Genomic DNA, 13937 nt, shown 5'->3' with positions numbered 1-13937 from the left:
TGCCCGGATGCGCCCAGAAGCGCAGGCCGGTCACCTTCCGGTGTCGCAGTCGCCGGCGGTGCACCTGCCGGTCCTGTACACCCAGGTCCTTGAAGGCCTGAGGGTGATCGAAAACGGACGTTATCTGGATGGCACGTTCGGTCGTGGCGGTCATGCACGTGGCGTGCTCACCCAGCTCGGTCCCGAGGGGCGCCTGCTGGTCATGGACAAGGATCCCGAAGCCATCGCCGTAGCCGAGCGCGATTTCGCGCCGGATCCGCGCGTGTCCATCTTCCGCGGCAGCTTCGCCCAGCTGCTGCAGTGGGATGCGACGGCCGAGGGCCTGGACGGCGTGCTGTTCGACCTCGGCGTGTCGTCGCCACAGCTGGATGTGGCCGAACGCGGCTTCAGCTTCGGCAAGGATGGCCCGCTGGACATGCGCATGGATCCGGACAACGGTGAAAGCGCCGCGCAGTGGATCAACCGCGTCGAAGAGCGCGAGATCGCCGACGTGCTGTGGACCTACGGCGAAGAACGCCAGAGCCGGCGCATCGCCCGTGCCATCGTGGCCCGCCGCGAGAAGCAGCCGTTCTCGCGCACCGCTGAACTGGCCGAACTGATCGCCTCGGTGATGCCGCGTGGCAAGGACAAGATCCATCCGGCCACGCGCAGCTTCCAGGCCATCCGCATCCACATCAACCGCGAGCTGGCCGATCTGGAAGCCGGGCTCGATGCGGCGGTGGAACGGCTCAAGCCCGGCGGCCGGCTGGCGGTCATCAGCTTCCATTCGCTGGAAGATCGCATCGTCAAGCAGTACATGAACCGCCTGGCCAAGGCGCCGCCGGCCAACCGCCGCCTGCCCGAGGCGGTCGCGTTCGTGCCGACCCTGGACCTGATCGGCGGTGCCATCAAGGCGACCGACGAAGAGCTGGCCGCCAATCCGCGCGCCCGCAGTGCCGTGCTGCGCGTGGCCCAGAAGCGGGAGGCCGGGGCATGAGCCGGCTGCTGCTGATCATCCTGCTGGCCTCCACCGTGGCCTCGGCGATCGGCGTCGTGTTCGTGCGTCACCGTCATCGGCAGACGTTCATCGAGCTGTCGCGCGCCGAGCGCAAGCGCGATGACATCAATCTCGAGTTCGGCCGCCTGCAGCTGGAGCAGGCGACCCTGGCCGAAGCCAACCGCGTCGATCGCATCGCGCGCGAGAAGCTCGGCATGAAGTTCCCCGAGGCGGGCGACATCGTGGTGGTGCGCCCATGAGCAAGACCGGCCGCAACCGCCCCCGCAATGCCTTCAACCTGCGCCAGCGCCTGCGCTGGGTGGCGCTGGCACTTGGCCTGTGCTCGGTATCGCTGGTCGGCCGCGCCGCCTACGTGCAGATCATCAACAGCGATTTCTACCAGCGCCAGGGCGAGGCCCGCTACCTGCGCGAGCTGCCGATCAAGACCTCGCGCGGCATGATCACCGACCGCAACGGCGAGCCGCTGGCGGTGTCCACGCCGGTTGCGTCGATCTGGGTCAATCCGCAGGACCTGCTGCGTTCACCCGAACGTATCCCGGAACTGGCGCAGGCGGTCGGCATGTCGGTGGATGAGCTGAGCAGCCGCCTGTCGCAGAAGTCGGACAAGGAATTCATGTACCTGCGGCGCCGGATCAATCCGGACGAAGCAGAGAAGGTGGTCGCGCTGAAGATTCCGGGCGTGGCCGCACAGCGCGAGTTCCGCCGCTTCTACCCGCAGGGTGAGGCGATGGCGCACGTGCTGGGGTTCACCAATATCGATGACCGCGGCCAGGAAGGCCTGGAACTGGCCTTCGACGAGTGGCTGCGCGGCAAGGCCGGTGCCAAGCGGGTGATCCGCAACCGCAAGGGCGAAACCGTCGAGAGCGACCTGCTGCGCGCAGCCGAGCCGGGCAAGGACCTGACCCTCAGCATCGACCGCCGCATCCAGTACCTGGCCTTCAAGGAACTGCGCAACGCGCTGGTGGCCAACAAGGCGGCCGGCGGTTCGATGGTGATCATGGACGTGACCACCGGCGAGATCCTGGCCATGGTCAACCTGCCGACCTACAACCCGAATTCGCTGACCGGCGCGCTCCCCGATGCGCGCCGCAACCGCGCGGTGACCGATCTGGTCGAGCCGGGTTCGACGATGAAGCCGCTGACCATCGCCACGGCGCTGCAGGCCGGTGCGGTGACCAAGGACACCATCATCGATACCAACCCGGGTTACATGACCCTGGGTCGCTTCACCATCCGCGACGTGCCGCGCAACAACGGCGTGTTGAACGTCACCGGCGTGATCACCCGCAGTTCGAACGTGGGTGCCGCCAAGGTCGCGGCAAAGATGCCCGACCAGGTGTTCTACGACGGCGTGCGCCGGTTCGGCTACGGCTCGGTGCCGCACAGCGGCTTCCCCGGCGAGTCGGGTGGCGTCGTGCTGCGCCCGGCGCGCTGGTCCGGCACCACCAAGACCACCATGTCCTACGGCTACGGCCTGAACGTCACCCCGCTGCAGATCGCGACCGCCTACTCGGCGCTGGCCAATGGCGGCCGCCTGATCGCGCCGACCTTCGTCAAGGGCCAGCGCAACGAAGGCCAGCAGATCATCGACGAGAACGTCGCCAGGCAGGTGGTGGCGATGATGGAAACGGTGGTCACCCAGGGTGGCGCCAAGCAGGCGGCGGTGCTGGGCTACCGCGTGGCCGGCAAGACCGGTACCGCGCGCAAGGCCGGCCCCGGCGGATACGAGCGTGGCCACTACAACGCGCTGTTCGCGGGCGTGGTGCCGGCCACCAATCCGCGTTTCGCCACCGTCATCGTCATCAATGACCCGCAGGCCGGCAAGTTCTACGGCGGCCTGGTGTCGGCGCCGGTCTACCACAACGTGATGGAGGGCACCCTGCGCCTGATGGACGTGCCGCTGGATGACCTGCAGTCGTGGCTGGCCGCACAGCAGTCCGGCAAGGTCGGCCATTCGGCCTCGATCCTGCCCGCGCCGCCGGCCGAGGCCGCGCTGCCGGTCGATGCCGCCGCTGAATTCGATGCTGCGCTGCCGAGCGCGCAAGCCCAGACGCCGCCCGCTACGGGAGGCACGCAATGAGTCCTTCGATGTTGCTTTCGCAGTTGCTTCCGGACGTTGCCCTTGCCGGGCACGACCCCGCCCTGACCGGCCTGGTGCTGGACAGCCGTGCCGTGCGCCCCGGCAATGCCTTCGTCGCCATCGCCGGTTTCGGCGCGCATGGCCTGGGCTTTGTCGAGCAGGCCCGCGCGGCCGGAGCGGCCGCCATCCTGTTCGAGCCGCCGACACCTGCCGAGCTGCCGGCGCCGGCCGATGCGATCGCGGTTCCGGGCCTGCGCGCGCGCATGGGCGCGATGGCCGACCAGTTCCATGGCGCACCGTCGCGGGCGATGGCGATGGTCGGTGTGACCGGCACCAACGGCAAGACCTCCACCGTGCAGCTGCTGGCCCAGGCCTGGCACCTGCTCGGAACGCCCAGTGGCAGTATCGGCACGTTGGGCGCCGGACTTTATGGTTCGGTCGAGCCGACCGGCTTCACCACGCCGCTGGTGCTGCAGATGCATGCGCTGCTGGCGCAGCTGCGTGACGCCGGCGCGCGCGCGGTGGCAATGGAAGTCAGCTCGCATGCGCTGGACCAGGGCCGCGTGGATGCGGTGCACTACGACGTTGCGGTGTTCACCAACCTCACCCGCGACCATCTGGATTACCACGGCGACATGGCCAGCTATGGCGCGGCCAAGGCACGGTTGTTCCATCGTCCGGGCCTGAAGGCGGCGGTGATCAACCTTGACGATGCGTTCGGTCGCCAGCTGTTCGCCGGCCTGCCGGCGGGCGTGCAGCCGATCGGCCTCAGCTCGCGAGGAGCCGGCGATGCCAGCGTGCGCGCCGAAGCCCTGCAGCTGGATGGCCGTGGCATCGCCTTCGAGCTGGTCATCGACGGCCAGCGTGCGGCGGTACAGTCGCCGCTGCTGGGCCGCTTCAACGTGGACAATCTGCTGGCCGTGGCCGGCACCCTGCATGCGCAGGGGCAGCCATTGCCGCGCATCGCCGACGTGCTGTCGGCGCTGCAGCCGATCCGTGGCCGCATGAACCGCCTCGGCGGCGAAGGTGGCCTGCCGACCGTGGTGGTCGACTACGCGCACACCCCCGATGCACTGGAGCAGGCACTGGACAGCCTGCATGGCCACCTGCACGGCACGCTGTTCTGCGTGTTCGGCTGCGGTGGCGAGCGCGATACCGGCAAGCGCCCACAGATGGCCGCGATCGCCGAGCGCCTGGCCAACCAGGTCATCGTCACCGACGACAACCCGCGTGGTGAGGACGGCGATGTGATCGTTGCCGACATCCTGGCCGGATTCATCGATGCCTCCGCCGTGACCGTGCAGCGCAGCCGCGCGCGCGCGATCGGCCTGGCGGTGAAGCGCGCCGGTGCCGGCGACATCATCCTGATCGCCGGCAAGGGCCATGAGCCCTACCAGGAGGTCAACGGCGTACGCCATGACTTCGACGACACCGAAGTGGCTGCTGCCGCACTGGCCGCCAAGGCCGGCGTGCTGCAGGCACAGGCTGCGGAGGGCGCGGAATGAAGCGCACCCTGCTTTCGCTGATCGCGCACTGGGCCGGCGGCGAGATCCACGGCGACGACGTGGCCATCGACGCGGTCAGCAATGACACCCGCAGCCTCGGCCCGGGCAGCCTGTACGTGGCACTGCGCGGCGAGCGTTTCGACGGCCACGACTTCGCCGCGGATGCCCAGGCGCGCGGCGCCAGCGCACTGCTGGTCGAGCGCCTGTTGCCGATCGAGCTGCCGCAGGTGCTGGTGGCCGACAGCGAGCTGGCCCTGGCGAAGATTGCCACCGGCATGCAGCGCGACCGCGCCACCGAGGTGTTCGCGATCACTGGCAGCAACGGCAAGACCAGCGTGAAAAGCCTGCTGCTGTCGATCCTGCAGCAGGTGGCGCGGCAGGCGCACAAGGTGGTCTACGCCAACCCGGGCAACCGCAACAACGAGATCGGCCTGCCGCTGGCGGTGGTCGACGCGCCGGAAGACGCCGACTATGCCGTCTACGAGATGGGTGCCGGCAAGCCGGGCGACATCGCCTACCTGACCGATATCGCCCGACCGCGCTATGCACTGGTCAACAACATCGCCCCCGCCCACCTGGAGCGGATGGGCAGTCTGCTCGGCGTGGCCGTGACCAAGGGCGCGATCTACGCCGCACTGCCGGCCGATGGCGTGGCAGTGATCAATGCCGACGATGCCTATGGCCGCTGGTTCGAGCAGCATTTCGTCGGTACTCCGGCACGCTGCCGCGTAGTGCGCTACGGCCTGGAGCACTCCGCCGAGGTGACCGCGCGCGACATCCGCGCGGGCGCGCAGGGCAGCCAGTTCACCCTGCTCACGCCGGCAGGCGAGGCCCGCGTGGTACTGGGCCTGCCGGGTCGCCACAACGTCAGCAACGCGCTGGCCGCCGCCAGCCTGGCGCTGGCCGCGGGCGTCGATCTGGCGCTGATCGCTGCCGGCCTGGCCGAAGCACAGCCGGTGCCGGGCCGCCAGATTGCCCACCAGCTGCGCAACGGCGCGGTGCTGGTGGATGACAGCTACAACGCCAATCCGGGTTCGCTGGCCGCCGCCATCGATGCCTTGGCCGCCGCGCCGGAAGAGGGCTGGCTGGTGCTGGGCGACATGCGCGAACTGGGCCCGGATGCCGAGGCGCTGCATGCGCAGGCCGGGCTGCGCGCCCGTGCCGCGGGGCTGAAGCGCCTGTATGCGCTGGGCCCGCTGAGCGCCGCCGCAGCCAATGCCTTCGGCGAAGGCGGCCGTCACTTCGCTACCCATGACGCGCTGTCGCAGGCGCTGAAGGACGAGCTGCACGCCGGCGTGCGCTGCCTGGTCAAGGGTTCCCGTGGCAGCGCCATGGACACGATTGTCAAAGCGCTGCTGGCGCAAGGAGAGGAATCCCCGCATGTTGTATGAACTGGCTCGATGGTTGCAGCAGTTGGAGAGCCTGTTCGGGCTGTTCAACTACCAGACGTTCCGCGCCATCCTTGCCGCGCTGACGGCCCTGTTCCTGTCGCTGTGGCTCGGCCCGGCGATGATCCGCAAGCTTGCCCAGTTCAAGGGCGGCCAGCCGATCCGCAAGGACGGTCCGCAGACCCATTTCTCCAAGGCCGGCACGCCGACCATGGGCGGTTCGCTGATCCTGCTCACCATCACCCTGTCGGTGCTGATGTGGGCCGACCTGCGCAACCGCTACGTGTGGCTGGTGCTGGCGGTGATGCTGTGCTTCGGTGCCATTGGCTGGTATGACGACTGGATCAAGATCGTCCGCCGCGACCCGAATGGCCTGAAGTCGCGCTGGAAGTACCTGCTGCAGTCGATCTTCGGCCTGGCCGCCGGCCTGTTCCTGTTCTACACGGCCGACGTGCCGGCGGCGCTGACCTTCTATATCCCGATGTTCAAGTCGATCGCGCTGCCCCTGGCCGGCATCGGTTTCGTGGCCATCGCCTACTTCTGGATCGTCGGCTTCTCCAACGCCGTGAACCTGACCGACGGCCTGGACGGCCTGGCGATCATGCCGACCGTGCTGGTGGCCTGCGCGCTGGGCGTGTTCGCCTACGCCTCGGGCAACGTGGTGTTCGCCAACTACCTGCAGATCCCGCAGATCCCGGGGGCCGGCGAGCTGGTCATCATCTGCGCGGCGATCGCCGGCGCCGGCCTCGGCTTCCTCTGGTTCAACACCTATCCGGCCATGGTGTTCATGGGCGACATCGGTGCACTGGCACTGGGCGCGGTGCTGGGCACGATCGCGGTGATCACCCGCCAGGAGCTGGTGCTGGTGATCATGGGCGGCGTGTTCGTCATCGAAACGCTGTCTGTGATGATCCAGGTCGCCTCGTTCAAGCTGACCGGCAAGCGCGTGTTCCGCATGGCGCCGATCCACCACCATTTCGAACTGAAGGGCTGGCCGGAGCCGCGCGTGATCGTGCGCTTCTGGATCATCTCCGTCGTGCTCGTGCTGATCGGCCTGGCCACGTTGAAGGTGCGCTGAGATGAACGACCTGTCCCGCCAGGCAACACGCCTTGAAGCCATCGAAGGCAGCTACGACAAGTGGCTGCTGGGCGCGATCATCGCGCTCACCGGCGTCGGCGTGGTGATGGTGGCGTCCAGCTCGATCGCACTGATGAGCAGCCCGTTCTACTACCTCAACCGCCACCTGATCTTCCTGGCGGTCGGTATCGTGTTGGCGGTCATCGCCGCACGCACCGAGCTGAAGTCCATCGAGCAGTACAACCAGATGCTGCTGCTGGGCTGCTTCGTGCTGCTGCTGGCGGTGTTCACGCCAGGCCTGGGCAGCACGGTCAACGGTGCGCGCCGCTGGATCAACCTGGGCATCTCCAAGTTCCAGACGGTCGAAGCGGTGAAGGTGCTCTACATCGTCTGGCTGTCCAGCTACCTGGTGCGCTTCCGCGACGAGGTCAACGCGACCTGGCCGGCGATGCTGAAGCCGCTGGGCGTGGCCGGTGCGCTGGTGGTGCTGCTGCTGCTGCAGCCGGACTTCGGTTCCTCGACCCTGCTGCTGGCGATCACCGCCGGCATGCTGGTGCTCGGCGGGGTCAACATGCCGCGCATGTCGATGCCGGTGATCATCGGCCTGGTCGGCATGAGCGCGCTGGCGATCATCGAGCCGTACCGCATGCGCCGCATCACCTCCTTCCTGGACCCGTGGGCCGACCAGCAGGGCGACGGTTACCAGCTGTCCAACGCGCTGATGGCGGTGGGCCGTGGCGAGTGGACCGGCGTCGGCCTGGGCAACTCGGTGCAGAAGCTGTACTACCTGCCGGAAGCGCATACCGACTTCATCTTCTCGGTCACTGCCGAGGAATTCGGTTTCCTCGGCACCTGCGTGATCGTGGCGCTGTATGCGCTGCTGGTCGGCCGTACGTTCTGGCTGGGCATGCGCTGCGTGGAAATGAAGCGCCACTTCTCCGGCTACATCGCCTTCGGCATCGGCCTGTGGATCAGCATGCAGACCTTCGTCTCGATCGGCGTGAACCTGGGCATCCTGCCGACCAAGGGCCTGACCCTGCCGTTGATCTCCTCCGGCGGTTCGTCGGTGCTGATGACCTGCGTGGCGATGGGCCTGCTGTTGCGCGTTTCCTATGAGCTCAAGCGCGCCGAGCGCCGCCAGGCCGTGCGTATCGGCGGCGCCGAAGACGCCGCTGCCGAGCCGATGGACGAGCCGGCTGCGCCGGTGGCTGCCAGCGTACCGATGAGCGCCGAGCCGGTGGCTGCCGCTGCGCCGAACGCCGCGCGTGGCACCAGCCGCCTGCAGTCGCGCGTCGAACCGACCTTCGGGAGGCTGTCATGAGCGCAGCCCACGACTCTGCACGCCCGGTGATGATCCTGGCCGGCGGTACCGGCGGCCATATCTTCCCCGGCCTGGCCGTGGCCCGCGTGCTGCGCGAGCGCGGCGTGCCGGTGACCTGGATGGGGGCCGATGGCGCGATGGAGACCCGTCTGGTGCCACAGCACGGCATCTCGATCGACACGCTGGCGATCAGCGGCCTGCGCGGCAAGGGCAAGCTGGCCCTGCTGGCGGCGCCGTGGCGGCTGATGCGCGCGCTGCGTGCCGCCGGCATGATCATCCGCAGGCGCCAGCCGCGTGCGGTGGTGGCCTTCGGCGGTTTCGCCTCCGGGCCGGGCGGCATGGCCACGCGCCTGCATGGCCTGCCGTTGATCGTGCATGAGCAGAACCGTGCACCGGGCCTGACCAACCGCATCCTGTCGCGCTATGCGCGGCGGCTGCTGACCGGTTTCCCGGGCACCTTCGCCAAGCGCGAGGAATTCGTCGGTAACCCGGTGCGTGCGGAAATCGCTGCCATCGCCCCGCCGGAACAGCGCTTCGCCGACCGTCACGGCCCGCTGCGGGTGCTGGTGGTGGGTGGCAGCCAGGGCGCGCGTGCGCTCAACACCGGGGTGCCGCAGGCGATCGCTGCACTGGGCGCTGCGGTGCCGGTGCAGGTGCGCCACCAGAGCGGTGAAAAGATGCATGCCGAAGCGGTCGAGGCGTATGCCAAGGCCGGCGTGCAGGCCGAGATCACGCCGTTCATCGCCGACATGGCCGAGGCGTTCGCCTGGGCTGACCTGGTGGTGTGCCGCGCCGGCGCATCGACCCTGGCCGAGCTGTGCGCGGTCGGCGTCGGCAGCGTGCTGGTGCCATTCCCCGCTGCCGTCGACGATCACCAGACCCGCAATGCGGAGTACCTGGTCGAGCGCGGCGCGGCGGTTTTGCTGAAGCAGGACGGAACGCTGGCCGACGGCATTGCCGCACTGCTGCGCGATCTGTCCGAAAATCCCGCCCGCCGCATGCAGATGGCGCAAGCCGCGCGTGCCCTGGCCAAGGTCGATGCCGCCGAGCGCATCGCCGATATCATTCTTGAGGAAGCTGTATGAAGAAGGCATGCCACCGCGCCTGCCCTGCGCGAGGCCGCGCATGATCCGTCGCCTGCACGACACCAACGACCTGGTGCGCGCGTTCCCGCGCGTGCATTTCGTCGGCATCGGCGGCACCGGCATGAGCGGTATCGCCGAAGTGATGCTGACGCTGGGCTATGAAGTGTCCGGCTCGGACAACGCCGACAACGTGGCGACCCGCCGCCTGGCCAGCCTGGGTGCGCGCATCATGCGCGGCCATTCGGCGGCCAACGTGCTGGGTACCGACTGCGTGGTGGTCTCCAGTGCCATCCGCGAAGACAACCCGGAGCTGATGGAGGCGCGCAGCCAGCGCATCCCGATCATGCCGCGTGCAGCCATGCTGGCCGAGCTGATGCGTTTCCGCCGCGGCATCGCCGTGGCCGGCACGCATGGCAAGACCACCACCACCAGCCTGACCGCCGCCGTGCTGAGCGAAGGCGGCCTGGACCCGACCTTCGTGATCGGTGGCCAGCTGCTGGCAGCGGGTGCCAATGCCAAGCTGGGCGGTGGGCAGTGGCTGGTGGCCGAGGCCGATGAAAGCGATGGCAGCTTCCTGCGCCTGAACCCGCTGATGTCGATCATCACCAACATTGATGCCGACCACCTGGAAAACTACGGCAACGACTTCGCCCGCGTGCAGGCGGCGTTCGCCGAGTTCCTGCAGCGCCTGCCGTTCTACGGCCTGGCCGTGCTGTGCATCGATGACCCGGAAGTGGCCGCCCTGGCCGCCAGGACCCCGCGCCACGTGATGAGCTACGGGCTGAGCCCGCAGGCAGACGTGCGCGCCGAGAACGTGGTGCAGGAAGGTTCGCGCATGCGCTTCACGCTGCGCCTGCCGCAGGGCACCAGCCAGGAAGTGGTGCTGGCGCTGCCGGGCAAGCACAACGTGCTCAATGCGCTGGCCGCTGCGGCGGTGGGCTGGCAGCTGGGTGTGGCGCCGGACGCGATCGCGCGCGCGCTGGAAGGTTTCGCCGGTGTCGGCCGTCGCTTCAACGACCTTGGCGAAGTGACCACCGCCAGCGGGGCCAAGGTGCGCATCATCGACGACTACGGCCATCACCCGAGCGAGCTGGAAGCGGTGTTCGCCGCCGCCCGCGGCGGCTGGGCCGACAAGCGCCTGGTGGTGGCGTTCCAGCCGCATCGCTACAGCCGTACCCGCGACCAGTTCGACAAGTTCGCCGCGGTGCTGTCCAGCGTCGATGCGCTGGTGCTGAGCGAGGTCTACCCGGCCGGTGAGGAACCGATCGCCGGCGCCGATTCGCACGCGCTGGCCCGCGCCATCCGCGCGCGCGGCCGCAGCGAGCCGGTGGTGGTGGGCAAGGCTGCGGAACTGGCCAGCGTGCTGCCGGATGTGCTGCAGGACGGTGACCTGCTGCTGATGATGGGCGCCGGCGACATCGGTGCGGTGGCCACCCATATCGCGGTGGAAGGCTTCAAGGGGGAGGGCCAGGCGTGAGCGCGCTGACCTTCCCGCCGCTGCGCGTGACCGACCCGGCCGAGTTCGGTCGCGTCGCGGTGCTGCTTGGCGGCAGCTCCAGCGAACGCGAGGTATCGCTGGATTCCGGGCGCAACGTGCTTGAGGCCCTGCAGTCGCGCGGCGTCGATGCGTTCGCCGTGGACGGCATCCCGGCGCTGGCCAGGGCGTTGGCCGCCGGCGGCATCGATCGCGTGTTCAACATCCTGCACGGCCACAACGGTGGTGGTGAGGACGGCATCGTGCAGGGCCTGATGGACGCCTTCGGCGTGCCGTACACCGGCTCGGACGTGCTGGGCTCGGCGTTGAGCATGGACAAGATCCGCACCAAGCAGGTGTGGCTGTCGCTGGACCTGCCGACTCCGCAGTACAGGAAGGTGGATGCGTCCACGGTCCACGCGCTGGCCGCCGAACTGGGCCTGCCGGTGGTGGTCAAGCCTGCCAACGAAGGTTCCAGCGTCGGCATCAGCCGGGTGACCGATGATGCCGGCCTGGACGAAGCAGTGGCCCTGGCCGCGCGCTACGACGGCCAGCTGCTGATGGAGCAGATGGTGGTCGGCGACGAGTTGACCGTGGCCATCCTCGGCGACGTCGCGCTGCCGTCGATCCGGATCGTGCCCAAGGGCCAGTGGTACGACTACAACGCCAAGTACATCGCCGAGGACACCCAGTACCTGTGCCCGGGCCTGGACGGTGATGCCGAGGACGAGATCCGCCGCATCGCGCTGGCCGCGTTCCGCGCCGCCGGCTGCCGTGGCTGGGGCCGGGTAGACGTGATGCGCGACCGCGCCAGCGGCCGTTTCTTCCTGCTGGAAGTGAACACCGCGCCGGGCATGACCAGTCACTCGCTGGTGCCCAAGGCGGCGCGGCAGGCCGGCATCGGTTTCGAGGAACTGGTGTGGCGCGTGCTGGAACAGACCCTGGAGGCCTCGCACGCATGAACGCGGTGCTGCGCATCTTCGTCTGGCTGTTGGCGCTGTCGGTGGTTGCACTACCGGTGGTGGCCGTGGTCAATGGCTGGGTTGGCGCCGAGCGCTGGCCGCTGGCGAAGCTGCGCGTGCATGGCGAATTCAAGCGGGTGCCGGCCGAACAGCTGCAGCAGGTACTGCTGCCGTATGCACGTTCCGGTTTCTTCGCGGTCAAGCTGCAGGACGCGCAGGACGCCCTGGAAAGGCTGCCGTGGGTGGAAAGCGCGCAGGTGCGCAAGCAGTGGCCTGACGTGCTGGAAGTGACCCTGGTCGAGCACAAGCCGTTCGCGCGCTGGGGCAACGATCGCCTGGTCTCCGAGCAGGGCAAGCTGTTCCCCACGCCGAAGAAACTGGCCGACCTGGCGCTGCCGGAACTGGATGGCCCGGACAGCCAGACCGAAGAAGTGATGAAGCTGTACAGCGACTCGCGTGCATTGTTCGCACCGGCCGGCGTGGACGTGCGCCGGGTGACGATGGATGCGCGCGGCAGCTGGTCGCTGGTGCTGAGCAACGGCACCGAAGTCGTGGTCGGCCGTGACGACGCGCGCTCGCGCATGCAGCGCTTCGTCAAGGTGCTGCCGCAGCTCAACCGTCAGGACGCGCCGATCGAGCGTGCCGACCTCCGTTACACCAATGGTTTCACGCTGAGCTGGGGTACCCCGGCCACGCCGGCGAAAACGCCGGCGACCCCGGCCAGAAGCACGCAGGAAAGGACATGAATCGCAAGGGTGACAAATCGCTGATCGTTGGCCTGGACATCGGCACCTCCAAGGTGGTGGCGCTGGTGGGCGAGTATTCGCCGGGCAATCCGATCGAAGTGATCGGCATCGGCTCGCATGAATCGCGCGGGCTCAAGCGTGGCGTGGTGGTCGACATCGAATCGACGGTGCAGTCGATCCAGCGTGCGGTGGAAGAAGCCGAGCTAATGGCCGGCTGCGAGATCCGCTCGGTGTATGCCTCGATCTCAGGCAATCACGTGCAGTGCAAGAACTCGCCCGGCATCGTGCCGATCCGCGACGGCGAAGTGACCTGGGGCGACCTGGACCGGGTGCTTGATGCGGCCAAGGCGGTCGCGATCCCGGCCGACCAGAAGATCCTGCATGCGATCCCGCGCGAGTACGTGCTGGACGATTCGCAGGAAGGCATCCGCAATCCGGTCGGCATGACCGGCGTGCGCCTGGAAGTGCATGCCCACCTGGTGGTGTGCGCGCAGTCGGCGGCGGCCAACATCAGCAAGTGCGTGCAGCGCTGCGGCCTGCAGGTGGACGACCTGGTGCTGTCCTCGCTGGCCTCCAGCGTAGCGGTGCTGACCGCCGACGAGCGCGAGCTGGGCGTGGTGCTGGTCGACATGGGCGCCGGCACCACCGACATCGCGGTGTTCGTGCAGGGCGCGATCTGCCACACCGCCTCGCTGCCGATCGCCGGCGACCACGTGACCAACGACATTGCGCACATGCTGCGCACGCCGACCCCGGAAGCCGAGCAGATCAAGGTGCGCTACGCCTGCGCCCTGGCCCAGCTGGCCACCGCCGAGGAGAGCATCCAGGTGCCGTCGGTGGGCGACCGCCCGCCGCGCCGCATGCCGCGTCATTCGCTGGCGCAGGCCGTGCAGGGTCGTTACGAGGAGATCTTCGAGATGGTGCAGGCCGAACTGCGCCGCTCCGGCTTCGAGGAGCTGGTGCGCGCCGGCATGGTGCTGACCGGCGGTGCCTCGAAGATGGAAGGCGTGGTCGAGCTGGCCGAGGAAATGCTGCAGATGCCGGTGCGCGTGGGCATCCCGCAGCACGTCACCGGCCTTGGGGAAGTGGTCGGCAACCCGGTGCACGCCACCGGCGTAGGCCTGCTGCTGATGGGCAGCCAGATCGAGCACCCGCGGCGGCCGTCGCTGCCGACCGGGCGCGCTGGAAGCATGTTCAAGAAACTCAAGACCTGGTTCCGCGGCGAGTTCTGACGCGGCACCGCTGGACCCGGGCCGCGCCCGGGCGCAACACCTGCAGTACCCGCATCACAACGCAACACC

Annotated in this window: 11 protein-coding genes and 1 pseudogene; all 12 read left to right on the top strand. The window is 68.5% G+C overall.

All coding sequences use genetic code 11. The features are described from left to right. Positions 1 to 7: 7 nt before the first annotated feature. The 12 genes and pseudogenes from rsmH (at position 8) to ftsA (ending at position 13868) form a co-directional block, all read left to right on the top strand. Positions 8 to 976, top strand: coding sequence for a 16S rRNA (cytosine(1402)-N(4))-methyltransferase RsmH (gene rsmH / locus Q0P60_RS04565; RefSeq protein ID WP_294988874.1), 969 nt, complete (start codon positions 8 to 10; stop codon positions 974 to 976). Continuing rightward, on the top strand, positions 973 to 1236 hold the full coding sequence (gene ftsL / locus Q0P60_RS04560; RefSeq protein WP_005408074.1) for a cell division protein FtsL: 264 nt from the start codon (positions 973 to 975) through the stop codon (positions 1234 to 1236). Before rsmH ends, ftsL begins: the two co-directional genes overlap by 4 nt. After that, positions 1233 to 3077 carry a penicillin-binding transpeptidase domain-containing protein gene (locus Q0P60_RS04555; protein ID WP_294988870.1) on the top strand — a complete coding sequence of 615 codons (1845 nt, stop codon included), beginning with the start codon at positions 1233 to 1235 and terminating at the stop codon, positions 3075 to 3077. Before ftsL ends, Q0P60_RS04555 begins: the two co-directional genes overlap by 4 nt. Further along, positions 3074 to 4582: a UDP-N-acetylmuramoyl-L-alanyl-D-glutamate--2,6-diaminopimelate ligase gene (locus Q0P60_RS04550; protein ID WP_294988867.1), complete on the top strand. Its 1509-nt coding sequence runs from the start codon at positions 3074 to 3076 to the stop codon at positions 4580 to 4582. The genes Q0P60_RS04555 and Q0P60_RS04550 overlap by 4 nt, the downstream gene beginning before the upstream one ends. Further along, entirely contained in the window at positions 4579 to 5973 is a 1395-nt protein-coding gene (murF, locus tag Q0P60_RS04545) for a UDP-N-acetylmuramoyl-tripeptide--D-alanyl-D-alanine ligase (protein ID WP_294988864.1), read from the top strand. The genes Q0P60_RS04550 and murF overlap by 4 nt, the downstream gene beginning before the upstream one ends. After that, entirely contained in the window at positions 5963 to 7048 is a 1086-nt protein-coding gene (gene mraY / locus Q0P60_RS04540; protein WP_010481929.1) for a phospho-N-acetylmuramoyl-pentapeptide-transferase, read from the top strand. The genes murF and mraY overlap by 11 nt, the downstream gene beginning before the upstream one ends. A 1-nt stretch (position 7049) precedes the next feature. Next, the gene (ftsW, locus tag Q0P60_RS04535) at positions 7050 to 8369 is read left to right on the top strand and encodes a putative lipid II flippase FtsW (protein WP_294988861.1); all 1320 of its coding nucleotides are present in this window, start codon (positions 7050 to 7052) and stop codon (positions 8367 to 8369) included. Next, the gene (gene murG, locus Q0P60_RS04530) at positions 8366 to 9454 is read left to right on the top strand and encodes an undecaprenyldiphospho-muramoylpentapeptide beta-N-acetylglucosaminyltransferase (protein ID WP_294988858.1); all 1089 of its coding nucleotides are present in this window, start codon (positions 8366 to 8368) and stop codon (positions 9452 to 9454) included. Before ftsW ends, murG begins: the two co-directional genes overlap by 4 nt. Positions 9455 to 9494: 40 nt before the next feature. Continuing rightward, a complete protein-coding gene (gene murC, locus Q0P60_RS04525) occupies positions 9495 to 10931 on the top strand; it encodes a UDP-N-acetylmuramate--L-alanine ligase (RefSeq protein ID WP_294988855.1) in 1437 nt (478 codons plus the stop codon). Further along, positions 10928 to 11890, top strand: a complete 963-nt coding sequence (locus Q0P60_RS04520; RefSeq protein WP_294988852.1) for a D-alanine--D-alanine ligase — start codon at positions 10928 to 10930, stop codon at positions 11888 to 11890. The genes murC and Q0P60_RS04520 overlap by 4 nt, the downstream gene beginning before the upstream one ends. Next, positions 11887 to 12561, top strand: a pseudogene (locus tag Q0P60_RS04515) (cell division protein FtsQ/DivIB); the annotation flags it as partial. The gene Q0P60_RS04520 and the pseudogene Q0P60_RS04515, both read left to right, overlap by 4 nt. Before the next feature lie 71 nt (positions 12562 to 12632). Next, positions 12633 to 13868, top strand: coding sequence for a cell division protein FtsA (ftsA, locus tag Q0P60_RS04510; protein ID WP_005408083.1), 1236 nt, complete (start codon positions 12633 to 12635; stop codon positions 13866 to 13868). The last annotated feature ends 69 nt before the right edge of the window (positions 13869 to 13937 follow it).

It is taken from the genome of uncultured Stenotrophomonas sp. (assembly GCF_945952405.1).
In the GTDB taxonomy this organism is placed as follows: domain Bacteria; phylum Pseudomonadota; class Gammaproteobacteria; order Xanthomonadales; family Xanthomonadaceae; genus Stenotrophomonas.
The sequence above is the reverse complement of the archived record's forward strand: the minus strand, read 5'-3'. Positions and strand labels throughout refer to the sequence as shown.